Source organism: Glutamicibacter sp. Je.9.36 (assembly GCF_051129975.1).
GTDB lineage: Bacteria > Actinomycetota > Actinomycetes > Actinomycetales > Micrococcaceae > Glutamicibacter.
The window spans coordinates 86,281-107,941 of the sequence record NZ_JBCPSN010000006.1; the positions used below are offsets into that span (position 1 = coordinate 86,281).

General features: G+C 61.9%; 21 protein-coding genes and 1 tRNA gene. 14 read left to right on the forward strand and 8 right to left on the reverse strand.

The window, feature by feature from the left end:
- The first annotated feature begins 340 nt into the window (after window positions 1–340).
- From AAZQ98_RS14735 to AAZQ98_RS14755, 5 genes are all read left to right on the forward strand, one after another.
- Complete coding sequence (locus AAZQ98_RS14735; RefSeq protein ID WP_434693328.1) at window positions 341–1,657, forward strand: hemolysin family protein; 1,317 nt, start codon at window positions 341–343, stop codon at window positions 1,655–1,657.
- Complete coding sequence (locus AAZQ98_RS14740) at window positions 1,650–2,723, forward strand: hemolysin family protein (RefSeq protein ID WP_332594812.1); 1,074 nt, start codon at window positions 1,650–1,652, stop codon at window positions 2,721–2,723. The genes AAZQ98_RS14735 and AAZQ98_RS14740 overlap by 8 nt, the downstream gene beginning before the upstream one ends.
- Window positions 2,724–2,853: 130 nt before the next feature.
- The gene (locus AAZQ98_RS14745; protein ID WP_105662569.1) at window positions 2,854–3,687 is read left to right on the forward strand and encodes a metal ABC transporter ATP-binding protein; all 834 of its coding nucleotides are present in this window, start codon (window positions 2,854–2,856) and stop codon (window positions 3,685–3,687) included.
- Window positions 3,688–3,696: 9 nt separating this feature from the next.
- On the forward strand, window positions 3,697–4,554 hold the full coding sequence (locus tag AAZQ98_RS14750) for a metal ABC transporter permease (RefSeq protein WP_105658383.1): 858 nt from the start codon (window positions 3,697–3,699) through the stop codon (window positions 4,552–4,554).
- Between the two features lie 79 nt (window positions 4,555–4,633).
- Window positions 4,634–5,263 (forward strand): maleylpyruvate isomerase family mycothiol-dependent enzyme, encoded by a 630-nt coding sequence (locus AAZQ98_RS14755; RefSeq protein ID WP_434693331.1) that lies wholly within the window; start codon window positions 4,634–4,636, stop codon window positions 5,261–5,263.
- A 45-nt stretch (window positions 5,264–5,308) separates the two neighbouring features.
- Here the strand turns inward: AAZQ98_RS14755 and AAZQ98_RS14760 are convergent, their stop codons facing one another.
- Both AAZQ98_RS14760 and AAZQ98_RS14765 read right to left on the reverse strand, forming a co-directional pair.
- Window positions 5,309–6,769, reverse strand: a complete 1,461-nt coding sequence (locus tag AAZQ98_RS14760; RefSeq protein WP_434693333.1) for an HNH endonuclease — start codon at window positions 6,767–6,769, stop codon at window positions 5,309–5,311.
- Window positions 6,770–6,882: 113 nt separating this feature from the next.
- Window positions 6,883–7,308 carry a Fur family transcriptional regulator gene (locus tag AAZQ98_RS14765; protein WP_105658386.1) on the reverse strand — a complete coding sequence of 142 codons (426 nt, stop codon included), beginning with the start codon at window positions 7,306–7,308 and terminating at the stop codon, window positions 6,883–6,885.
- 152 nt (window positions 7,309–7,460) lie between these two features.
- Here AAZQ98_RS14765 and AAZQ98_RS14770 point away from each other — a divergent pair, with 152 nt between their 5' ends.
- Genes AAZQ98_RS14770 through AAZQ98_RS14785 form a run of 4 tightly spaced genes read left to right on the forward strand, consistent with a single transcriptional unit; the run spans window position 7,461 to window position 9,840 of the window.
- The gene (locus AAZQ98_RS14770; RefSeq protein WP_434693335.1) at window positions 7,461–8,165 is read left to right on the forward strand and encodes an MBL fold metallo-hydrolase; all 705 of its coding nucleotides are present in this window, start codon (window positions 7,461–7,463) and stop codon (window positions 8,163–8,165) included.
- A complete protein-coding gene (locus AAZQ98_RS14775; protein ID WP_434693338.1) occupies window positions 8,162–8,998 on the forward strand; it encodes a sulfurtransferase in 837 nt (278 codons plus the stop codon). Before AAZQ98_RS14770 ends, AAZQ98_RS14775 begins: the two co-directional genes overlap by 4 nt.
- Window positions 8,999–9,027: 29 nt before the next feature.
- Window positions 9,028–9,456 (forward strand): HIT family protein, encoded by a 429-nt coding sequence (locus tag AAZQ98_RS14780; protein ID WP_105658389.1) that lies wholly within the window; start codon window positions 9,028–9,030, stop codon window positions 9,454–9,456.
- A gap of 3 nt (window positions 9,457–9,459) precedes the next feature.
- On the forward strand, window positions 9,460–9,840 hold the full coding sequence (locus AAZQ98_RS14785) for a hypothetical protein (protein WP_434693340.1): 381 nt from the start codon (window positions 9,460–9,462) through the stop codon (window positions 9,838–9,840).
- Here the strand turns inward: AAZQ98_RS14785 and AAZQ98_RS14790 are convergent.
- Window positions 9,837–10,271, reverse strand: a complete 435-nt coding sequence (locus tag AAZQ98_RS14790) for an Lrp/AsnC family transcriptional regulator (protein ID WP_400290744.1) — start codon at window positions 10,269–10,271, stop codon at window positions 9,837–9,839. The genes AAZQ98_RS14785 and AAZQ98_RS14790 overlap by 4 nt on opposite strands.
- Window positions 10,272–10,352: 81 nt before the next feature.
- On the opposite strand from AAZQ98_RS14790, the gene AAZQ98_RS14795 reads away from it, so the two are divergent.
- Window positions 10,353–11,129: an AzlC family ABC transporter permease gene (locus AAZQ98_RS14795; protein ID WP_434693342.1), complete on the forward strand. Its 777-nt coding sequence runs from the start codon at window positions 10,353–10,355 to the stop codon at window positions 11,127–11,129.
- A complete protein-coding gene (locus AAZQ98_RS14800) occupies window positions 11,119–11,442 on the forward strand; it encodes a branched-chain amino acid transporter permease (protein ID WP_332504321.1) in 324 nt (107 codons plus the stop codon). Before AAZQ98_RS14795 ends, AAZQ98_RS14800 begins: the two co-directional genes overlap by 11 nt.
- Here the strand turns inward: AAZQ98_RS14800 and hrpA are convergent.
- A complete protein-coding gene (hrpA, locus tag AAZQ98_RS14805) occupies window positions 11,437–15,396 on the reverse strand; it encodes an ATP-dependent RNA helicase HrpA (protein WP_434693345.1) in 3,960 nt (1,319 codons plus the stop codon). The two genes, AAZQ98_RS14800 and hrpA, sit on opposite strands and share 6 nt — an antisense overlap.
- Before the next feature lie 398 nt (window positions 15,397–15,794).
- Here hrpA and AAZQ98_RS14810 point away from each other — a divergent pair, with 398 nt between their 5' ends.
- From AAZQ98_RS14810 to AAZQ98_RS14820, 3 genes are all read left to right on the forward strand, one after another.
- The gene (locus tag AAZQ98_RS14810; protein WP_434693347.1) at window positions 15,795–16,790 is read left to right on the forward strand and encodes an ABC transporter substrate-binding protein; all 996 of its coding nucleotides are present in this window, start codon (window positions 15,795–15,797) and stop codon (window positions 16,788–16,790) included.
- Window positions 16,791–16,889: 99 nt separating this feature from the next.
- Window positions 16,890–17,807 (forward strand): ABC transporter permease, encoded by a 918-nt coding sequence (locus AAZQ98_RS14815; RefSeq protein ID WP_105658396.1) that lies wholly within the window; start codon window positions 16,890–16,892, stop codon window positions 17,805–17,807.
- On the forward strand, window positions 17,800–18,591 hold the full coding sequence (locus AAZQ98_RS14820; protein WP_133834474.1) for an ABC transporter ATP-binding protein: 792 nt from the start codon (window positions 17,800–17,802) through the stop codon (window positions 18,589–18,591). Before AAZQ98_RS14815 ends, AAZQ98_RS14820 begins: the two co-directional genes overlap by 8 nt.
- Before the next feature lie 261 nt (window positions 18,592–18,852).
- Here AAZQ98_RS14820 and AAZQ98_RS14825 read toward each other — a convergent pair whose 3' ends face one another.
- The 4 genes from AAZQ98_RS14825 to AAZQ98_RS14840 form a co-directional block, all read right to left on the reverse strand.
- A complete protein-coding gene (locus AAZQ98_RS14825; protein ID WP_434693349.1) occupies window positions 18,853–18,978 on the reverse strand; it encodes a hypothetical protein in 126 nt (41 codons plus the stop codon).
- Window positions 18,979–19,804: 826 nt separating this feature from the next.
- Window positions 19,805–20,287 carry a hypothetical protein gene (locus AAZQ98_RS14830; RefSeq protein ID WP_434693352.1) on the reverse strand — a complete coding sequence of 161 codons (483 nt, stop codon included), beginning with the start codon at window positions 20,285–20,287 and terminating at the stop codon, window positions 19,805–19,807.
- Between the two features lie 276 nt (window positions 20,288–20,563).
- Window positions 20,564–21,400 carry an SDR family NAD(P)-dependent oxidoreductase gene (locus AAZQ98_RS14835; protein WP_332727315.1) on the reverse strand — a complete coding sequence of 279 codons (837 nt, stop codon included), beginning with the start codon at window positions 21,398–21,400 and terminating at the stop codon, window positions 20,564–20,566.
- A 183-nt stretch (window positions 21,401–21,583) separates the two neighbouring features.
- A tRNA-Arg gene (locus AAZQ98_RS14840) sits at window positions 21,584–21,659 on the reverse strand.
- Window positions 21,660–21,661: the final 2 nt, after the last annotated feature.

The window sequence follows — 21,661 nt, forward strand, 5'->3', positions numbered from 1 at the left end:
TTTCTAGACCTGCGCACCAGTCTAGTGACTTTTCCGCCCACTTGGCCACGGCACGTATGTAATGTCACGAAAGTGTTGCGCCTAACATGCCGTTCAGCGTATCCAAAGCACCGCTGGGCGAGCATGTGTCGAAGTGGTGCGCAATGGCCCTTCGTTCGATAGACTAATTCGCACTATGGAATCCCACTCTCCAAGCCGGTGTGCCGCCCAAGGGCGCAGTGCCGGCCACAACAGTCCATGTTCAGGAAGTTCCGCCTCCCTTTTGGAGCCTTCTAGTTGCCGCCCTGTCGGCACTGGAACTGAACTTCGCACGCCAGTGAATAGGCGGCGGTAAACGCCTATGGAATGGCTCTCAATACTTTTCGGCCTGCTGCTGATTCTCGGCACCGGCTTCTTCGTGGCCGTGGAATTCTCCCTGGTTGCCCTGGATAAAAGCACCGTGCAGCGTGCCGTTAATGACGGCGAGCGTGGCGCCAAGCCGCTGCTGCAGTGCCTCACCTCCCTTTCTACCCAGCTGTCCAGCTGCCAGCTGGGCATTACGCTGACCACGCTGCTGACCGGCTACGTGCTTGAACCCGCAATGAGCGCGCTGCTCGAGCCGTTGATGGAACAATTCGGCATTCCGGCCGCAAGTTCGCTGGCCATTGCCGTGGTGATCTCGATGGTCGTTGCCACCTTGCTTTCGATGCTGATCGGCGAACTGGTCCCGAAGAACATGGCAATTGCCCAGGCGATGAAGGTTGGCAAGCTGCTGGCCCGCCCGCAGCTGGTTTTCACCGCAGTCTTCAAGCCGGCCATCATCGTGCTCAACGGCTTCTCGAATGCGGTACTGCGCAAGTTCTTCGGACTCGAAGCCAAGGAAGAAATCTCCGCGGCCCGCTCCTCGCAGGAACTGGCATCGCTGGTCCGCCGTTCGGCTCAGCTGGGCACCTTGGATGTGCAGACCGCTCGCTTCGTGGAATCCACCATTGAATTCTCCGAGCGCACCGCCGCCGACGTGATGACCCCGCGAACCTCGATGTCCACCATCGATTCCGAGGCGGCCCTTTCCGAGCTGATCGAGGTCAGCGCGGACACCGGCTTCTCGCGTTTCCCGGTCACCACCGGATCCACCGATGAAATCCAGGGCATCTGCCACGTCAAGGCAATTGTCTCGGTGCCCCGTGAACGCCGCGCAGCGCTGCAGGTGGGCGAGTTCGCCCGCGACGCGCTGTACGTTCCGGAAACCATTCACCTGGATGTGCTGCTTGAGCAGTTGCGCGCCGCCGAATTCCAGGTCGCGATCGTGATGGACGAATACGGTGGAACCGCTGGACTGGTGACCCTTGAAGACCTGGTCGAAGAAATCGTCGGCGAAGTTTCCGATGAGCACGACGAGGACGAGGAAGAAGCGGTCACCCAGCCCGACGGCAACTGGCTGTTCCCGGGCATGTACCGCCCGGACCAGATCAACGAGAACTTCGATACGGACGTCATCCCGGAAGAGTCGACCTACGAAACCATCGGCGGCTTCATGCTCGCCGAACTGGGCCGCTTGGCTGAACTCAATGACCGCGTCGCCACCGAGCATGGCGCCTTCACGGTGACCGAGCTCGATGGCCGCCGCATCTCGCAGGTTCGTTTCGAACCAGCAGTGCAGGAGGATGGCAATGAATGACTTCATGGGCCTGGTCTGGCTGATTGTGCTGCTGGCTGGCAATGCCTTCTTCGTTGCCGGCGAATTCGCGGTGATGAGTGCGCGTCGTTCGCAGATTGAACCCTTAGCCGACGAGGGCAATAAGCGGGCAAAGATCGCGCTGTACGCCATGGAGCATGTTTCGATCATGCTCGCGGTGTGCCAGTTGGGCATTACCGTTTGCTCGCTGCTGATCCTGAATATTTCGGAGCCGGCGATCCACCACCTGCTGGCCGAACCGCTGACCATGATCGGCATGGCCGAATCAGCTGCGGACACCGTAGCGTTCCTGATTGCCTTGATCGTGGTGACCTTCCTGCACGTGACCTTCGGCGAAATGGTGCCGAAGAACATTTCGGTTTCCGTTGCGGACAAGGCCGTGCTGCTGCTGGCCATGCCACTGGTCGGCCTGTCCAAGGTGCTCAAGCCGATTACGGCGTCGCTCAATGGCGTGGCGAACCTGGTGCTGCACGCCTTCGGTATCGAACCGAAGGACGAGGTGGCCAGCTCGTATACCGCCGCTGAAGTCCGATCGATCATCGATGCTTCATCCGAGGAAGGCGCGCTGGATGAGGACGATGCCGCACGCTTGACCAAAGCGCTGGAATTCTCCTCGGTTACCGCGCGCAGCTGCATGGTTCCGCTGGATGACCTGTTCACCTTGGAATACGGGCAGACCACCGCGCGCGCCTTCGAGAAGAAGGTCGGCAAGACCGGTTTCTCGCGCATGGTGATCACCAAGAACGAGGTTCCGGTGGGCTACTGGCATGTGAAGGACGTGATGCTCATCGATGATGCCCACTCCACGCAGCCACTGCTTGATTTGCCATTGCACCCGCTGGGCCGGTTGGAGCAGGACACCGAAATCGAGGCCGCCCTGGAAGCGATGCGGCAGGAAGGCAACCACCTTTCGGCGGTTGTCGACGAGTCGGGGGCAACGCTCGGCGTGCTCTTCCTGGAGGACGTGATCGAGGTGCTGGTCGGTGAAATCACCGATACCACGCGAAAACGCGTCAACCCGCCTCGCAGCGAAAAAAGGGCAAATTAGCTCAAGCTCACCCCAGAGTGCATATTGCGAATGACTCGCAACTGATACGATTGACTGCGGCGCCCATTGCGGGTGCCGCAGTTTTTCGTTGCCGGCCCATCCTCAGCCAGCGCAATCCAGAAAGCAGTCAATGACAGAAACCCCCATCGTCAGGTTTGAAGACGCGCGCCTTGCCTATGGCTCCCGCGTGCTCTGGGATGAACTCAACCTATCCATAGCGGCGGGGGAGTTCCTTGCAGTTCTAGGGCCCAACGGCTCGGGCAAGACCAGCTTCATCAACACGATGCTCGGCACCACCGCGCTTAATCGAGGCAGGGTCTCGATTGCAGGGGAGGCCGTGCGCCGGGGATCGGCTGCCGTAGGGTTGATCCCGCAGCAGCGCCCCTTCGGGGACAACGTTCCCCTGCGCGCTCGCGATCTGGTCGCACTGGGACTGGATGGAACCCGGCCCGGAATTCGCGTGGCCCGCAGGGCCGTGCGCAACAAGGTCGACGAACTGCTGGAACTGGTCGGCGCTACCGCCTACGCCAACCGTGCGGTGTCCGACCTTTCCGGAGGCGAGCAGCAGCGCCTGCGCGCAGCGCAGGCTTTGGCCAGTGATCCCCGGGTCCTGCTATGCGACGAGCCGCTGCTCTCCCTGGACCTCAATCACCAGCAGGCGATCAGCGAAGTGATACACCGCCAGGCCGCAGAGCGCGGCAGCGCGGTAGTCTTCGTGACGCACGAGATCAACCCGATCCTGCCCTATGTCGACCGCGTCTTGTACCTGGCCGAAGGCCGCTTCCATCTGGGCAGCGTGGATGAAGTCATGCAGTCTGCGGTGCTCACCGAACTTTACGGTGCTCCGGTCGAGGTGCTGCGGGTCAATGGCCGCATCGTGGTGGTCTCGGGCGATGGCAATCGGGCATTGCCAGCCGATGGGCACGACCACGTTGAAGAAATCGATCTAGAGACCGGAAAGTAGGAGCAGGACATGGACTTTTCGGATCTCATCGAGAAGGCGTTCAACTTCCAGGATTACGGACTGCTGCTTCCGCTGGTGACCAATTCCCTGATTGCCGGTGCAGTTTTGGGCGTGGTTGGCGGTCTGATCGGCATCTTCATCATGATGCGGGACATGGCTTTCGCCGTGCACGGCATCGCTGAGCTGTCCTTTGCGGGGGCGGCCTTCGCCTTGCTCATCGGCGCCGACGTGGTGACTGGCTCGGTGTTCGGGTCCATGATCGCGGCGCTGATCCTTGGCATTCTCGGAACCCGGGCCAGGGATCGGAATTCCATCACCGGCGTGCTGATGCCTTTCGGCCTTGGCCTGGGCATCTTGTTCCTGTCGCTGTATGAGGGGCGAAGCGCCAACAAGTTTGGCCTGCTGACCGGCCAGATCGTGGCCGTGGATGACGTGCAATTGACAGGAATGCTGGTCCTTTCGGCGGTGGTAGTGATCGCGCTGCTGGTTATTTGGCGTCCGCTGACCTTCGCTTCGGTGGACCCGGTGGTTGCCAATGCCCGGGGCGTGCGCACTGCTGGCCTGTCCATCGTCTTCATGATGATCCTGGCGCTGGCTGTAGCGGTGACGATTCAAGTGGTCGGTGCCTTGCTGGTGCTGGCGCTGCTGATCACGCCCGCCGCAGCCGCCATGCGCGTGAGCTCCAATCCGGTCATCACCGTCGTGCTCTCCATCGTGTTCGCGGAACTGGCTGTCGTGGGCGGCATCCTTCTTGCCCTGGCTGGTTCCTTGCCGATCAGTCCGTATGTGACCACGATTTCGTTCGTGATCTATGTGGTCTGCCGTGGAATCGAAGCGGTGCGTTCCCCTCGCCGCCACCAAGTCTAGGAGCTGCATTTCGGCCAGCACGCGTCCGCTGGTTCCGGGCTTGGTTGACTAGCCGGCAGCCGAACCTCCAAGCTGGAGCATGAGCAAAATTCCAGCCAGTGAGATCTGGCTTTTGGTGCATGCCGAACGCCTGGCCCTGATCGATGATCTGGGAACTTTGGATCCGGATCAGTGGGAAGTTCCCTCCTTGTGCGATGGGTGGAGCGTCCATGACGTGGCTGCTCATTTGGCAGATAACGCGCGTGCGACTTTCTTCCGCCTGCTTGCCGGGATGGCCAAGGCCGGATTCAGCTTGGACCGCCAGAACGACAATGGCGTGGCCGCCGAGAAGGCCGCAACTCCCGATGGGACATTGCGCCGGCTCGTCGAGGTCGCGGCTTTGCGGGCCACTCCACCGGTTCCGCTTGCCAGCAGGTTGGTGGAGGAAATTGCCCATGGGGAAGACATTCGTCGTGCTGTGGGCCTGAAACGGGCCTATCCTCCAGAATCCCTGGAGCCAGCAATCAAATACCAGGCAGCCACGCCGCAAGGTATTGGGGGTGCCAAGGAATTAGCGAGCAGGGTCCAGCTGTGCAGCGACGACGAAGGCTTCCGGCTGGGCATCGGCCCGCAGATTGCAGGACCGCGCCTTGAACTGCTGATGCTGGTTTCAGGCCGAGGCAAGCACGCGGTGGGCCTGTCGGGTCCGGGGCTGGCCCTCGTGCGGTAAATTGCAGAAAGGTGAGGGGCTGCGCGGCAGAACGCGCGCCGCTGCCTAGGTTTCAGTAGTTCCTGGTCCGTCGGGCCTGGTGAGCCGTTCCTTGAAATCAGCGAACCATTTCGAGTCGCGCATTAGTTGCGGGAATGGCTTGTGCATGGATCCAGTTGCCGGTGGCGCGGTGGATCGATAGGACATCGCCGAGCCCGGACAGATTATCATCGAGTGCCGATCGCGGAAAGCGGTGTACTCGTACCAGCCGTCGGCCTGCTTCGCCTTATTGCAGGTCGCGCAACGGCCCGAGGCATTGGCCACGGTCGTCTTGCCGCCACGTGCATACTGGAGCACGTGGTCTGTTTCTTCGACCAGCCCGTCGCAGAAGGGCGTTCGGCAATGCCGATCGCGAATCCCGATGAACCTCTTGAGCTTATCCGGGAAGATCCGGGCTTTGGAATCCATCGCGATCAGTTCCTGGTCCCCGGGAGCGGTGTAGAGACGAGTTATCTCCGTCATCACTTCGATCCGCTCAATATTCTCGGGGGTGAGTTCGGCTTCCATTTCCGCGAAGGTCAGTTCATTGGGAATCTGGTGGCCGCCAATGAGTTCCCGCGCGGTCTGCGCGGGGATGAAGCCGTAGCCTTCCAAGTAGGCCGGTTCGCGATCACCCATGAACAGTGCTCTATCGGTCATGACCAGTCCGAGCTGGACGTTGATCTTCTGCTCATTGTTTTCATCGAAGAACATGTAGCGGGCCAGCAGGTCGGCCTGGATCTGGGTGCGGGTGCGGGCATCGCCCTTGCGCTTGATCCTGCATGACTGGTTTCGCAGCGTCATCTGCAATCCGGTTCCGCCAACGATAGGCAAACGGGCCTGGAGGAAGACGCACCCTGCTTCCCGATCGGTGCGGAAGCGAACGTAGCGTTGCTGGTTGGCTTCCTTCAGCTTCTTGTCTTCCCGATCCGATGCGTACTTGATCGTGAAGCTGGTGACCGTTTCCTTGATGCGCTTGGGGCCCATGGATTCGAACATGTCTGGATTCTGCCCGTAGATCGCATCGAACTCGTTGCGGCGCAATGGCCGGACTTCCTGCAGCGGGGTGAGCATTGCATTGATCTGCGCTTCGGTGAATTCACCACGGGAAAATGCGGCAGCGATATTCGGGGTGTCCTCGAAGAGGATGCGGCAATTGGCCAGGTAGTTCCTGGAACCGCGTTGAGTCTGCTTGCGGGCGATGGCAACGCGGCTGGCCGCTCCGCGGACCTGGTCATCGATGTTGGTGCCGCGCTCTTCATTCTCGCGCAGGACTTCCTTCTCCAACTGGTGAGCCAGGCCGGCTTGCTGATAGCGCAAGGATGAGACCAGTCCTTCGACGGACTCGATAACCCGGGCGCACGCAGCCTTGCCGCCGTGGTCATGGAACCATGACAGGTCGTTCTGCAGCTGGATCAGGTGGGATTCGAAATCCGGCTGATCTGCTGGGCGGGCTAGGCTGTTTCCGTGCGCCTTTGCTTGGAACATAGTACTAGTATACGCCCATTGTTCGAATATGTCTTCGAATAATTCAGCTGGGGATTACCGAATTCTTGGGGCGCCGAACAGTCCGCTGGACCCAGGTCCAGGCAGCGGAAGGGCTACGAGGCAGCGGGGGCGCCAGCCTTGGCTTTGGCACGGCAGTCGGCGCAGAGGCCGTAGATTTCCACGGTGTGCTCGGGATCGGAGAAGTCGTGCTCCGCGGCAACCCGAGCGGCCCAGCGCTCGACGGAAGGGGCTAGTACCTCGACGGTCTTGGAGCAAACGCGGCAGACCAGATGATGGTGGTGGACCTCGGTGACGCACTGGCGGAAGCGGGCTTCGCCATCTCCGCTGCGCAGCACATCGACTAGGCCATCGTCGGCCATGGACTGCAGCAGGCGGTACACGGTGGCCAGCGAAACCTTCTTCTCCGAATCCTGCAGCCAGCGATGCAACTGCTGGGCGGTGGCGAAATCATCGACCTCGCCCAGTGCCTCGGTGACGGCCAGGCGCTGCTTGGTGACCCGGGTTTCTGGCTGGGACATCGACGTGCACCATTCCTTGAGTTTGTTGCGGACCGGCGACGTGCCAGCGAACTGGGCCAATCACCTGCGGTTTCCCTCAATTTTAGCCAACTTTGCGTTGCAATGCGTGTCTGGCTCTGGCATGGGCGGGGCGCTGAGCCTACGCTAAGGATATGCGCATCAAACTTAGGGGCCATTCCTGCTTGGAAGCGAGCACGATCGACGGCAAGGTCTTGCTGGATCCGGGCGGATTTTCGCAGCTTGACGACGCGTTCGACGGCATCAGTGCCGTGCTGGTCACCCATGAGCATGCTGACCATGCCGACCAGCCGGCCATTGCCGCCGCGCTGGAGGCGAATTCCATCCTGGAGCTCTACGCGCCGGCCGCGCTGGCGCAGGCGATGCGCGACCAGCTGCCGCCAGCGGCCCAATCCCAGGTGGTGACGGTGCGAGCCGGGGCCGACTTCATTGTCGGCGGCATTCGCGTACGGACTTTCGGCGGCACCCACGCCACCATCCACCATTCCATTGCAGTGGTTGCCAACGTGGGCTACCTCCTGGGGGACCGCGCGGTAGGCCAGCTGGAGGTCTTCCACCCGGGCGACAGCTACCAGGTGCCGGTGGGGGCGCAGCCGGATGTGCTGCTGCTGCCGGTGATGGCCCCGTGGGGCAAGATGGCCGAGGCCGCCGACTTCGCGGTGGCCGTGGATGCTAAGTGCTGGATGCCGATCCACGACGGGCTGCTCAACGCCAACGGACTGGGGCTTTTCGATCGCCAGCTCGGCGCGATCGCCCAGCGGGCAGGATGCAGCTATGTGCGCTTGGAACCTGGAATCGAACATCATCTCGACGAGTTGCTGGGAGGCACCAACGAATGAACCCCTTGATAAACGCCGCGCAGCTTCGCGAAATCCTGGACGCCGGGGGCCAACCGGTGCTGCTCGATGTGCGGTGGGTCCTGGGCCGCGACGACGGGGCGCAGAGCTACGCTGCCGGGCATATCCCGGGCGCGGTGTTCGCTGACCTGGAAAAAGAGCTTTCCGGTGCGCCGGGCGAGCATACCGGCCGCCACCCGCTGCCTTTGCCGGCGGACTTCGAGCAGGCCGCGCGCGGCTGGGGCATCAATGCCCAGAGCCACGTGGTGGCGTACGACAACTCCGGAGCCCTCGCCGCGGCCCGGGCCTGGTGGCTGCTGCGCCATGCCGGATTCGACCGCGTGCAGGTGCTCGACGGCGGGCTCGGGGCCTGGACGGACGCCGGCGGAGAACTGGCGCTGGGCTACGAGCAGGCCGCCAAGGGCAGCGTTTCGCTGTCGTGGGGCCGGATGCCGGTGGTGGAGTACGAGGAGCTGGACACCTTGCCCGGCACGCTGATCGACTCGCGGGCCACCGCGCGCTACCTGGGCATCGAGGAGCCCATCGACCCGGTGGCCGGGCATATTCCCGGTGCGCTGAACCGTCCCACCACTGACAACCTCGACGCGCAGATGCGTTTCCGGGCGCCGGAGGTGCTGCATTCCAGCTTCGTGACGCTGGGTGCCCACAGGCCGGGATCGGCCGCCTACTGCGGTTCGGGGATCACCGCGGCGCACCAGGTATTGGCCGCGGCAAGTGCCGGGATCCCGCTGGGGCTCTTCCCCGGCAGCTGGTCCGAATACTGCTCCTACCCGGATGCGCCGGTCGCCACGAGCGACGAGAAGCACCGCCACTAGAATTCAGCCATCGAGCAAGAAAGGCAGCAATGAGTACGCTGTTCACCAAGATCATCAACGGGCAGATCCCGGGCCGCTTCGTGTGGGAGGACGAAACCTGCGTGGCGTTCTTGTCCATCGGGCCGCTCTCCGACGGGCACGCACTGGTGGTTCCGCGCGAGGAAATCGACGAGTTCACCGATGCCTCCGACGAGCTGGTTGCGCATCTGACCCTGGTCGCGGCCAAGATCGGGCGCACCCAGAAGCGCGTGTTCTCCGCGCAGCGCGCGGGCCTGATGATCGCCGGATTCGAGGTGCCGCACCTGCATGTGCATGTCTGGCCGACCAACTCGCTGGCGGACTTCGACCTGTCCAATGCGGCCGATAACCCGGATCCGGCGGCCATGGACAAGAACGCGCAAGCGCTTCGCGCGGGCCTGCGCGAAGATGGCCACGGGGAATTCGTGCCCGAGGCCTAGCCGGTGCAATTCATCCGCTACCAGGGCACCGAGCCCAACCACCGCGGCGTGCACCTGGGGATTTTCGCGCTGGCCAATTCCCTGGGCCGCGGCGGGAAGCTGAGCGCCGCCGAACACGCCATCTGGCGTGCGGGCAATGACTGGTACGACGCTGCCTATCCGAACCCGAGCCGCACCCATCGGGATATCTACGATCATGCGATCAACCCCGGGGCCGTGGCGTGGTTCAAGGGCAGCGCGCAGCACCTGCTGGAGCGCGTCGAGCCGTATTTGCGGTTGCTCGACGCGCACCGGATCGGCTGGGAGAAGCTGGAAAGCAGTGCTCCGGGCACCATCATCTACGAAGATGGCGTGCAGGTGATCGCCACGCCCGCAGTGCCCTAGCCCTTCACCCGGCGCATGGTCATGTGGGAGGTGACGCGGCGGACCGCCGGCAGGGCGGTCAGCTTGGGAATCAGGTCCCGGTCGTAGGCCTCGGCATCGGCCACCTGGATGCGCAGGAAGTAGTCGGGCTGGCCGTAGAGGCGGCGTATTTCGGTAACGCCGGCAACGGTGTCCACCGCCTTCTCGAATTCGTCGAGGCTGTGCTCGTTGTTCATTTCGACGTCAATGGCCACGGTGACCTCGAAGCCCCTGCCATAGGCCTTGGGATTGACGATCGCCTTGTAGCCATGGATGATTCCGTCGGCCTCCAGGCGCTGGACGCGGCGCAGGCAGGGAGCGGGGGTCAGGCCCACCCTGCGCGAGAGCTCGAGGTTGCTGATGCGGCCGTCATTTTCCAGTTCGGCAATAATTGCGCGGTCAAGATCATCCATGCATCTATTATTGCCGATCCAACCCGCCAGTTGGCTAGAATTGGCAACCATATTTGGCCCCGAATTTCCTAATATTGCTTCATGAGCGAAAAACTGGCAATTAAAGGTTCCCGGCCTTTGTCCGACGAGGGCCGATGGCAGCAGATCAGGCTGGGCGCTAAAAATGTGCTTCCCGCCAGTCTTGCAGTGATGCCATTGGGACTGGCCCTGGGCGTGCTGCTGGTGCGCTCGGGATTGCCCTGGTGGTCGGCTCCCTTGCTTGCCGGGCTGGTGTTCGCCGGTTCCCTGGAATTCCTCTTGATCGGGCTGCTTGCCGCCGTGGCGCCGCTGTCCCATATCGCCCTGACCACGCTGGTAGTCAATTTCCGCCACGTATTCTATGCGATCTCTTTCCCGCTGCACCGGGTCAAGGGCAAGGGGGCGAAGATCTACAGCATGTTTGCGCTGACCGATGAGGCCTATGCGCTGACCCTGCAGGCCGAGCGGAAGGACTATTCCTCGACGCGGATCCTGGCCATCCAGAGCCTGTTCCATGCAAGCTGGACCACCAGCGTGCTGGGCGGATCGCTGCTGGGATCGATGATCCCCGAATCCATCAGGGGCCTGGAATTCGCGGTGACCGCATTGTTTGCCGTACTGGCGATCGAAGCGTTCAAGGCCTACCGCAGTGTGCCGCTGTCCATGCTGGCGTTGATCAGCGCCGTGGCGGCCAGCTGGATCGCACCGCAGAGCATGATGGTGGTGGCCATGGCGATTTTCCTGGCCGGACTTGCGGCGGCCTACCTGCTGCGCCGGCGCACCGGCATCGCTCAGCAGGCCGGCGGGCAGCAGGCGAGAGAAGCAGCCGATGCCCGATAGCCTCTACCTCTTCTCGGCCATCGCGCTGAGCACCGCAGTGACCTTCGGGCTGCGCGCCTTGCCCTTCGCCTTCATCGCCAAATTGCGCAGCAACGCGTTCATCAACTACCTGGCGCTGCGCATGCCCTTGGGAATCATGGTGGTGCTGGTTGCTTCCACGGTGCCTGCAGGCATTGCGGATCCGGCCGTGGCGTGGCCGGTGGCCACCGCCCTGGCGTCCACCGTGGTGCTGCACCTGCTCAAGTCCAATGCGGTGCTCAGCGTGCTGGGCGGCACCGCCGTCTACGTTGGGATCCTCAGCTGGCCGCTATAGCTGCGCCAGCGAATCCCTGATCGCCTTGCGGATGCGCTTTTCGCTGACCGAATAGGCGGTGCCCAGCTCCTGGGCGAACAGCGAAATGCGCATTTCCTCCAGCATCCACTTCACCTGGGCCAAGTCCGCCGGCACCCGGGCTCCGGGCGGAACCCGATCCAGGGCGGTATCGTATTCGTCTTCCAGCTTCTGGATCACGACCAGGGCCTGGGAATCACGGGTGACCGCACCTGCGCGCAGCTTCTCCAAGCGCTTCTCGATGCCCTGCACGTAGCGCGGCAGGCGCATCAGGTTCGCTGCCCCGGTGGCCGCGATGAAGCCCGGATAGATCAGCTGCTCGAGCTGCGAGCGGATATCGGTGACTGCCGCGAACATCGCCAGGGAGTTGGTGCTCTTCAGATCCTTGTTGATCCGGGTCGAGGAGCCGAAGACCTTCGCCACGATCGCGGTGATTGTGAAGACCGTGTCGATTTGCTCGGCGCGTACCGTCTCGAACAGCGCCTCGAATTCGGCGCGGTTCATCGGCAGCTTCTCGGGCACCAGCTGGTCTACCGCGGCCATGGTGCAATCGGCAATCAGCTTCTCGATGGACCCGTGCGGGTTCTGCGTGAACACCAGCTTCTCAGCGTTCTTCAGGTGCGAAATCACGAACTTCCCGGCAGGCGGCAAGCGCAGCATCAGCAACCGGATGACACCGGTGCGGTGCGCCGCATCGCGCTCGGCCTGGGTGCGGAAAACACTCAGGTCGACCTTTTCGCCGGTGTCCATCAGCCCCGGATAGGCGGTGATCTGCTGGCCCATCACCGTGGTGGTGACCTTGGCAGGCAGCGTATCGCCCAGGGTATCGCCTGATGATTCCAGCTGCGGCCAATGATCCAGCGACTTCTGGTCCCAGGCGCCGGTGGCCGCCGCTGCGGTGGCCGCGGCGCCCTTCTTCCTGGACTGCGCCTTTGACGCGGCCGCAGGCTTGCCAGGCATGCCCGGCTTGCCGGTGGCGGCACCGGGGGAGTTGACCCCGCTGGCCAGCGCGGCGCGGTTGGCCGCGGCGAACTTGTACTGCAAGGCGGCCAGGTCATCGCCGCTGCCCAGCACCTTCCCCGATGCATCGGTGACGGTGAAGCCGAAGCGCAGATGCGCAGGCAGGGTCGAGAAGTCGAAGACCGAAGGCTCGACGACCATGCCACGCAGCCGGCGCAGCACCAAGGCCAGGGAGTCGGCCAGGTCATCGGCCGCCGGGTCGAAGTCCGCCTCCAGCATGGCCAGCGCCTTGGCCGCCACATCCGGGGCAGGCACGAAGTTCTTGCGGATGGCCTTGGGCATCGAACGGATCAGCGCGGTGAGCAGTTCGTGGCGCAACCCCGGAATCAGCCAGGCGAAGCGCGCGGGATCCAGCTGGTTCAAGAACACCACCGGGACCGTGAGCGACACGCCATCGCCTTCTCCCGGGGCGGCCGCCGGGTTGTACTCGTAGGACAGCGGCAGGTGGATGCTGCCCAGCTGCCAGGTGGTGGGGAACGCGGCCTCGTCAACCGCATCGGACTCGGCCAGCAGCGCCTCGGGGTCGAAGTCCAGCAGCGACGGATCGGTGGCGCGGGCCTTCTTCCACCAGCGGTCGAAGTGGCGCTCGGAGTAGACCTCGGCGCCCACCCGGGCATCGTAGAAGGCGAACAGGTCCTCATCGGAAATGCGCAGGTCATGGCGGCGCATGCGGGTTTCGAGCTCTTCGACTTCTTCGAGCAGCGCCCGGTTCTTGGCGAAGAACTTATGGTGGGTGCGCCAATCGCCCTCCACCAGCGCGTGGCGGATGAACAGCTCGCGAGCCAGGTCCTTATCCACCCGCCAGTAGTGGAACTGGCGGCGCGGGATGATCGGCAGCCCGAAAAGCGTGACCTTCTCGTAGCCCATGACCGAACCGGTGCGCTTGGACCAGTGCGGCTCGGAGTGGGTGCGCTTGAGCAGGTGCGGAGCCAGCTCTTCCACCCATTCGGGGGAGATGGCCGCGTTGGTGCGGGCCCACAACCGCGAGGTTTCCACCAGCTCGGCGGACATCACCCAGGTCGGGGACTTCTTGAACAGGCCCGAGCCGGGGAAGATCGCAAAACGGGTGCCGCGCGCGCCCTGATAGTCGCGCTTGCGCTCATCGTAGAGCCCGATGTGCCCCAGCAGGCCCGACAGCAGCGACTTGTGCACCTGGTCCTCATTGGCCGCCGGGTCGATCGGGGCGGCCGCCATGGTGATGCCCAGCGGCTTGGCCAGCTGGCGCAGCTGGGTGAACAGGTCCTGCCACTCGCGCACGCGCAGGTAGTTGATGAACTCGTTCTTGCACAGCCGGCGGAAAGCCGAGGAGGACAACTCCTTCTGCTGCTCCTGCAGGTAGGCCCACAAATTCAGCAGCGCAATGAAGTCGGACTTGTCATCGGCGAAGCGCTTATGCAGCTCCACCGCACGATCACGCTGCCCGGTTTCCTCGCTGGGACGCTCGCGCGGGTCCTGGATGCTCAGCCCGGCAGCCAGCACCATCACTTCCTTGGCGACCCCGCGCTGTGCGGACTCGACGATCATCCGGCCCAGGCGCACATCCAGCGGCAGCACCGCCAGCGCCCTGCCGGTTTCGGTCAGCTTCGCGGCCTTGTCCTGCTCCAGCGCACCGAGCTCGCGCAGCAGGTTCACGCCATCGGTGATGGCCTTGGCTTCGGGCGGCTGGACGAACGGGAAGCTGGCCACCTCGGCGGCCGAAGCGACCACGCCCATGGAGATCATCTGCAGGATCACGCTGGCCAGGTTGGTGCGCAGGATTTCCGGGTCGGTGAACTCGGGACGCGCCTCGTAGTCGGGCTCCGAGTACAAGCGGATGGCGATGCCCTCCGACACGCGGCCGCAACGTCCCGAACGCTGGTTGGCGCTGGCCTGCGACACGCGCTCGATGGGCAGGCGCTGCACCTTGGTGCGGTGCGAATAGCGCGAAATGCGCGCGGTACCGGTATCGATCACGTACTTGATGCCCGGCACCGTCAGCGAGGTCTCGGCGACGTTGGTGGCCAGGATGATGCGCGGGGCGCCACCGGGGTGGAAGACCCGGTGCTGCTCGGCCAGCGACAGCCGGGCGAACAGCGGGAGCACCTCATAGCGCGGCAGGCGCCTATTGGCGGTGACCATGGCGCGCAAGGCTTCGGCCGCGTCGCGGATTTCGCGCTCGCCGGAGAAGAAGATCAGGATGTCCCCGGGCGCTTCGCCGCTCAGTTCCTTGACCGCGTCGGTGACCGCATCCAGTGGGTCGCGTTCTTCCTCCAGCGAGTTCTCCGCAGCCTCATCCGCGTCGACATCGAGCTCGGCCTGCAGCGGGCGGTAGCGCAATTCGACGGGGAAGGTGCGCCCGGAAACTTCGAGGATCGGGGCAGGCTCGACGCCGCCGCCGGGCAGCGGCTTGCCGAAGTGCTCGGCGAAGCGCTGCGGGTCGATGGTGGCCGAGGTGATGATGATCTTCAGCTCGGGGCGCTTGGGCATGATCTGCTTGAGGTAGCCCAGCAGGAAGTCGATGTTCAGGGAGCGCTCGTGGGCCTCGTCGATGATGATTGCCGAGTATTTCTTGAGCAGCTTGTCGCGCTTGATCTCGGCCAGCAGGATGCCGTCGGTCATCACCTTCAGCTTGGTCTTGCGCGAGACCTCGCCGGTGAAGCGCACGTGGAAGCCGACTTCCTCACCGATTTCGGTGCCCATTTCCTCGGCGATGCGCTCGGCCACGGTGCGCGCGGCCAGGCGGCGCGGCTGGGTGTGCCCGATCATGCCCTTCTCGGCCAGGCCGAGCTCGATGAGCATCTTGGGAAGCTGGGTGGTCTTGCCCGAACCGGTTTCGCCGGCGATTACCACGACCTGGTTTTCGCGGACCGCGGCGAGGATGTCCTCGCGGCGGGCTGAAACGGGAAGGGCTTCGGGATACGTAATGCTGAGCGCCATGATGTTCCCATTCTATTCGCGCCACGCATTTTCGTGGTGGCCGCCGGGCCGAAGCCCGATTCGGGGCAGGAAATGTGCGCCCGGACGCATTGCTCCATGAGTCAAATTTTCAGATTGTCCAAGCAATTGTCGACAAGTTCGGGCCGGTAAATACAAAACTTCCAGATTCTGCTTCCCGGCGGAGCATTTGTGTCCACAAGAATCCGTATCAAGATGCAAACGTCTAGGAATAGACCTTGATTGTAGGCAAGGTGAGGTCGTTCACATGTAAGATCGAGGGTAATCATCGACGTGATGCCTGGACGGTTCCCGCATGCTGCGCACCAGTTGCGCTTCATAACCAGGCTTCCGCGCTATCGGTGGGAATCACTCGCAAGGGAACTTTGAAAGGAACTTCAATGAAGAGCTTCACCGCCATGAAATTCGCTGCCATCGCAGCAGCTGGCGCTCTGGCCCTGACCGCCTGCGGCGGCAGTGGCGAGCAGGGCACCGCGGAGGGCGGCGACGAGGCCGTCAAGATCGGCATCTCCCAGTTCGTCTCGCACCCTTCGCTGGACGCAGTGGTCACCGGCTTCAAGGCAGGCATGGAAGAAGCCGGCTACTCCGGCGAGAAGATCAGCTACGACGAGAACAACGCCGAAACCGATCAGGCTACCAACACCTCGATTGCCGGCAAGCTCGCCGCTGATTCGGATATCGACCTGGTGCTGGCAATTGCTACCCCGTCGGCCCAGGCCGCGGCGCAGGCGATCACCAAGGTTCCGGTGCTCTTCTCCGCTGTGACCGACCCGGTTGATGCCAAGCTGGTTGCCTCCAATGAAGCTCCGGGCGCGAATGTCACCGGCACGTCGGACATGAACCCGGTCGACGAGCAGCTGCAGTTGCTCAAGGACCTGGTGCCCGATGCCAAGAAGGTCGGCATTGTCTACTCCTCGGGTGAAGCCAATTCCGCAGTCCAGGTGAAGATGGCCAAGGAAGCAGCCAAGGGCCTGGGCTTGACCATTGAAGAAGCCGCTGTCTCGGCGTCCAGCGAAGTCCAGCAGGCCGCCAGCTCGCTGGATGTCGACGCGTACTACGTTCCGACGGACAACGCTGTCGTTTCCGCCCTGGAAGGCCTGCTGCAGGTTGCCGAGAAGAACGGCGTGCCGGTCATTTCGGCTGACGGCGAGTCCGTCAAGCGCGGTGCTACCGCAACCTACGGCATCAACTACGAGAAGCTGGGCGCGCAGACCGCTGCCATGGCCGTGAAGCTGCTCAAGGGCGAGGCCGAGCCGGCAACCCTGCCGGTGGAGACCATCTCCGAGGTCGATCTCTACCTGAATGAAGATGCCGCCAAGAAGGCAGGCATCGAATTCACCGACGAGATGAAGTCCGAAGCCGTAGAGGTCTACTAAGCCCCGGCAACAACTTACCGACGCAAGGCGAGGCGCATAACCTGGTGCCTCGCCTTTCGTCGTGATTACCTGCAAAACTTACAACTCAAGGATCCACACATGATCACAGCGGTTGAACTCGGCCTGATTTACGCCATCATGGCGCTCGGGGTGTACCTGACCTTCCGTATCCTGGACTTTCCCGACCTGACTGTCGACGGCAGCTTCACCACCGGTGCCGCCGTCGCCTCGGTGGGCATCGTGAACGGGATGAATCCCTGGCTGGCCACCGTGCTGGCCTTCTTCGCCGGCATGGTTGCCGGTGTCATTACCGGCCTGCTGCATACCAAGGGCAAGATCGACGGCCTGCTCGCCGGCATCCTGACCATGATCGCGCTGTACTCGATCAACCTGCGCATCATGGGCAAGGCCAACACCCCCTTGCTGGGGGAGGAGACCCTGATCAGCCCGATGCGCGTCTCGGGCCTGCTCGGCTCATGGGCGTCGGTGGCCATCCTCTTTGCCGTCTGCCTGGTCTTCGTGGCAGCGATCGTCTGGTTCCTGCACACCGAGCTGGGCATGGCCATGCGGGCCACCGGCGACAACCAGGAAATGATCCGTTCCTTCGGCGTGAGCACCGACAACCAGAAGATCCTGGGCCTGGCGCTGTCCAACGGCCTGGTGGCGCTGTCCGGTGCGGTCATCGCCCAGTACCAGGGCTTCGCCGATATCGGCATGGGCATCGGCCTGATCCTGATCGGCCTGGCCTCGGTCATCGTCGGCCAGGCGATCTTCACCCAGCGCTACATCTGGCTGGCCGCCATTGCGGTGGTCTTCGGCGCAGTGATCTACCGCCTGGTGATCCAGATGGCCCTGTCGGCAGGCCTGGAGGTCAACGACATGAAGCTGATCTCCGCGGTCCTCGTCGTCGTCGCCCTGCTGCTGCCGAAGTGGAAGGGCTTCCAGAAGATCATCAAGAACTTCAAGCGCACCCCAGCAGCAGTTGAAACCAAGGAAGAGGTTCGCACCAATGCTTGAAATCAAGAACCTGTCGCGCACGTTCTTCCCGGGAACTGTCAACGAACGCAAGGCGCTGCGCAACATCAACCTGAACCTGTCCGACGGTGAATTCGTCACCGTCATCGGCTCCAACGGTGCCGGCAAGTCCACCGTGCTGAACATGGTTGCAGGCAAGCTGCAGCCCGATGCCGGTTCGGTGTCCATCGCGGGGAAGAACGTCACCAGGATGGCCGACTACACCCGCGCCAAGTACATCGGCCGGGTATTCCAGGACCCGATGGCCGGCACTGCGCCGACCATGTCCATCGAGGAGAATATGGCTCTGGCCTACGCCCGCGGCCGTTTCCGCGGGCTGGGCCTGGGCGTAGGCTCCAAGCGGCGCGAGCTGTTCGTCGAGGAGCTCAAGAGCCTGGAACTCGGTTTGGAAGGCCGCTTGAAGACCAAGGTGGGCCTGCTCTCGGGCGGCCAGCGCCAGGCGCTGAGCTTGCTGATGGCCACCTTCTCCAAGCCCAAGATCCTGCTGCTCGATGAGCACACCGCGGCCCTGGATCCGCAGCGTGCCGCGCTGGTCTCGCGCCTGACCAAGGAAATTGTCGAACGCCACCAGCTGACCACGTTGATGGTGACGCACAATATGGAACAGGCGTTGCAGCTGGGCACCCGGCTGATCATGATGCACGACGGGCAGATCATCCTGGACCTGGACCAGGAAGAGAAGTCCAAGATGACCGTCAAGGGCCTGCTGGAGGAATTCAGCAAGATCAAGGGCGCACAGCTCGATGACAAGACCATGCTGCAGTAGCCGCTGGCCAGCATCTGCGCAGGCTCCGCACCCGATGGGTGCGGGGCCTGTCGGGTTTAAGGCAGCGGTTTGCGCAGGCGGTGCTCGACGCGTCCTGAGCTCCGGTCGATGACTTGCTGTCCTGTCCATTGGTACCCGCAACGGCGATAGGGCCCCTCGGCACGTGCATTGCCGGCGATGAGCAGACTGGACATGGCTGGGGCAGTGACCAGCAGGATGGATCAGTTCTACACCTGTCGGCCTGCCTGCGCTGTCAAGATCCTAGTTCACGAGGTACGGCATGGTGGAAGACTCGATTTCTGCCGTTTCAACTGCTGGCTCATGAGAGAGCGCGACATGCGCGGCCGTAGCTCTGACATCGTAGTTGGCATTAATGGGTTTACTCATGCAGCTGATCTTCGATACTCAATATGAATTTGAGAAATATTCATGCAGTTAAAGATGCATTGCTATAAACCTGCCTAGGATTAACACCTTCTGCGAAACGAATGGTGGACTCTTGAGAACCCAAGCGGCGCCCATAGCTGCAGCGACAGGAATCGTCGGTCTGGCTCTCATCACTGGATTGCTGTCGGGTTGCTCTTTGACTGGGAAATACTCCGATGAAACCTGCGATGGCCGCAAACCCGTCAGCTCGTTAGAGCAGGCGGGCACGGAATTGGTAGTTGCTGCGTATGCTGGCGATCGCACTGGAGTTTGCCGGGTTACTTCGCCATTTCCAGGAGGAAACCTGGATGACGAGATGGTCAGCCAGACTCGGCAGATTCTAGAGAACCACGGCATTACACCTGAAAATGTGTCGGTCGTGGTTGGAGAGCAGTTTGGAAGCGCAGTATCCGTTCACCTGACTGACGGTAACCAGTATGCTCGGCACTCACTGTGGGTCGGTGGCCATAGTATCCGTGAGGAAGGATTCACTATAGGGCTACCGGAGGAACTGTATCCTGCTGCGCCCGAGCATCCGGCGTCCCAGTCATCCACGGTTGATCCCTAAGCTTTGCAATTCTAGTGATTCAGGATTCTTGGTATCCGGGTATCTCGTAAGCGCGATACAAAGCGAAATTTCCCCGGCTATTGCTCTAAGTGGAGCTTTGGTTCCCTCTCGGCAATGCCGGTTAGGCTTTCGCCGAATCATTAGCGCGGACAGTCAGCTGCCGCGCGATGTCTTTAGGCTTTTCGCCTAGTGTCCAAATGAAACATCGGAAACGCCTGTTTAGTCTTCATTCGTGGCATAAACAGTGACCCAGACTCCCACCGGCTCTTTGAATTCGAGCTGTACCTCATTGGTGTTGATTTGATGTGCCGGGGTAGAAAGACTCGTATATATTTCTGAATTCGAATCGCAACCACTCGCACCGGTTTTTGATCCACCTAGCAGGATAATCTCCCAAGGGGACGTTGCATCACATGAAATTATGAAGCCAACTGAATCAAATCCTCCGGGAAGATCCCCGAGGCGCAGAGTGGTCGAGCCCACGGAATGAGTTTCATTGAGAATCTGGAAGGAGTCTTCGCTCTGGGCGAGGAATTCGGCATGCTTCCTTAGGGGAACTGGCGATTCCGAGGTGCTGGCCGACGTATCTGACGAAGGAATCTCTCCAAGCGCTGTCTCAGGGGAAGTCGAAGGGCTGCATGAAGACAGTGCCAAAGCAATCACAGAAGCAAGTGAAATGATTCCAAAGAGGCGTTTCGTCATGTGTCAAGATTATCTTTTAGCGGGATAAAATCAAGAGTTCATGAGAGTACTTCGATTTCCCGCGTTTTCGCTCGGGTAGTTTGCCGAGGAACTCTTGAATGGCAGCGATGCGAATTCAGTGTCGAGTGGATGGAGTATCGCTCTTTCCATCAAGCGGTGGGCAGTTAGCGGCCGCGGGCAATTTGATGCGGGTATCGCCATCTCGGATTGGTGACGAGCCCGGTCCATGCCGGCAGTAGTTCCCGAATAGGCCGGTCGGGTCGACTCCGAGATCCCCTATGTGCAGTTCTGGATTTGAAGCAAGGCCGCCGAGCGGTCCCAGAGTTGCTTCGCTAGTACCTCATCATGGATCAGCGGGTTGACCTTCGATGCGATCTTTCCCGACTCGTAGTAGGCGCCCGGTTCGAATTGCACGCCAGGCTTCGCCTCCGCAAGCCAGACGAGCTGGTCGGCACCCTTGCTCGAGTCGACCGTGAAGAAGCGCCTAAGCGGACCGTGGTAAAGGAACTTCAATAACCCCTTGGAGTCCGAGGCGAAACTGGTGCCAACGATCCCGGGGTGGAACGCCACGGCGTTAATCCCGGAACCGCCAAAGCGCCGCTGTAATTCCGAGGTGAACAGAATGTTCGCCAACTTTGCATTGCCGTAGGCGGCCCTCGGTGAGTAGCTGTTTTCGCCCTGTAGGTCCGCAATGTCGAATTTGGCCATGAGACGCGCAGCCATGCTGGCGGTCTGAATGACCGTGGCACCCGAATCGATTAGTCGTTGCAACAACAGATTCGTGAGCAGGAAGGGCGCGAGGTGATTGACTTGGAAAGTCTTTTCGAATCCATCCACGGTCAGTTCGCGCTCTGCCTTGATCCCGCCGGCATTATTAGCCAGCACATCAATTCGGGGATACTTCTGGAGCAACTGCGTGGCCAGGCCGCGTACCTGTGCGAGCTGGCTGAAGTCTGCCACGAAATAGCTGGCGCCTAGCTCATGGGCGATGGCCTGGGTTTTGGTTTGCGACCGACCGACAACGACAATCTGGTGCCCCTGTCGTGAAAGTTCTCGGGCCGATGCGGCCCCGATCCCGTCGCTGGCTCCGGTAATGAGAATGGTTTTTTTCATGGTGCCCTTAAGCGCTTGTTGGTTTATCCGAGTTTAGGGCCTAGCCGAAGCTAAAGGTTGTGGCGACGGGGAAGCTGCCAGAAAATGCTGAACGGAGAAGATTCGTGGCCTCGCGCGAGCTGCGGCGTGAGAAGAAGAGCGAAAAAAATAGCAGGCCCTGGTAACCAGGACCTGCAATTTAGGTGGTGCCCCTGAAAGGAATCGAACCTTCGGCCTTCTGCTCCGGAGGCAGACGCTCTATCCACTGAGCTACAGAGGCGT

What these genes read in the sequence shown, in the direction of transcription:
- AAZQ98_RS14735 (WP_434693328.1), top strand. Translation starts at nt 341, where the DNA reads ATGGAATGGCTCTCAATACTTTTCGGCCTGCTGCTGATTCTCGGCACC.
- AAZQ98_RS14740 (WP_332594812.1), top strand. Translation starts at nt 1,650, where the DNA reads ATGAATGACTTCATGGGCCTGGTCTGGCTGATTGTGCTGCTGGCTGGC.
- AAZQ98_RS14745 (WP_105662569.1), top strand. Translation starts at nt 2,854, where the DNA reads ATGACAGAAACCCCCATCGTCAGGTTTGAAGACGCGCGCCTTGCCTAT.
- AAZQ98_RS14750 (WP_105658383.1), top strand. Translation starts at nt 3,697, where the DNA reads ATGGACTTTTCGGATCTCATCGAGAAGGCGTTCAACTTCCAGGATTAC.
- AAZQ98_RS14755 (WP_434693331.1), top strand. Translation starts at nt 4,634, where the DNA reads ATGAGCAAAATTCCAGCCAGTGAGATCTGGCTTTTGGTGCATGCCGAA.
- AAZQ98_RS14760 (WP_434693333.1), bottom strand. Translation starts at nt 6,769, where the DNA reads ATGTTCCAAGCAAAGGCGCACGGAAACAGCCTAGCCCGCCCAGCAGAT.
- AAZQ98_RS14765 (WP_105658386.1), bottom strand. Translation starts at nt 7,308, where the DNA reads ATGTCCCAGCCAGAAACCCGGGTCACCAAGCAGCGCCTGGCCGTCACC.
- AAZQ98_RS14770 (WP_434693335.1), top strand. Translation starts at nt 7,461, where the DNA reads ATGCGCATCAAACTTAGGGGCCATTCCTGCTTGGAAGCGAGCACGATC.
- AAZQ98_RS14775 (WP_434693338.1), top strand. Translation starts at nt 8,162, where the DNA reads ATGAACCCCTTGATAAACGCCGCGCAGCTTCGCGAAATCCTGGACGCC.
- AAZQ98_RS14780 (WP_105658389.1), top strand. Translation starts at nt 9,028, where the DNA reads ATGAGTACGCTGTTCACCAAGATCATCAACGGGCAGATCCCGGGCCGC.
- AAZQ98_RS14790 (WP_400290744.1), bottom strand. Translation starts at nt 10,271, where the DNA reads ATGGATGATCTTGACCGCGCAATTATTGCCGAACTGGAAAATGACGGC.
- AAZQ98_RS14795 (WP_434693342.1), top strand. Translation starts at nt 10,353, where the DNA reads ATGAGCGAAAAACTGGCAATTAAAGGTTCCCGGCCTTTGTCCGACGAG.
- AAZQ98_RS14800 (WP_332504321.1), top strand. Translation starts at nt 11,119, where the DNA reads ATGCCCGATAGCCTCTACCTCTTCTCGGCCATCGCGCTGAGCACCGCA.
- hrpA (WP_434693345.1), bottom strand. Translation starts at nt 15,396, where the DNA reads ATGGCGCTCAGCATTACGTATCCCGAAGCCCTTCCCGTTTCAGCCCGC.
- AAZQ98_RS14810 (WP_434693347.1), top strand. Translation starts at nt 15,795, where the DNA reads ATGAAGAGCTTCACCGCCATGAAATTCGCTGCCATCGCAGCAGCTGGC.
- AAZQ98_RS14815 (WP_105658396.1), top strand. Translation starts at nt 16,890, where the DNA reads ATGATCACAGCGGTTGAACTCGGCCTGATTTACGCCATCATGGCGCTC.
- AAZQ98_RS14820 (WP_133834474.1), top strand. Translation starts at nt 17,800, where the DNA reads ATGCTTGAAATCAAGAACCTGTCGCGCACGTTCTTCCCGGGAACTGTC.
- AAZQ98_RS14825 (WP_434693349.1), bottom strand. Translation starts at nt 18,978, where the DNA reads ATGAGTAAACCCATTAATGCCAACTACGATGTCAGAGCTACGGCCGCG.
- AAZQ98_RS14830 (WP_434693352.1), bottom strand. Translation starts at nt 20,287, where the DNA reads ATGACGAAACGCCTCTTTGGAATCATTTCACTTGCTTCTGTGATTGCT.
- AAZQ98_RS14835 (WP_332727315.1), bottom strand. Translation starts at nt 21,400, where the DNA reads ATGAAAAAAACCATTCTCATTACCGGAGCCAGCGACGGGATCGGGGCC.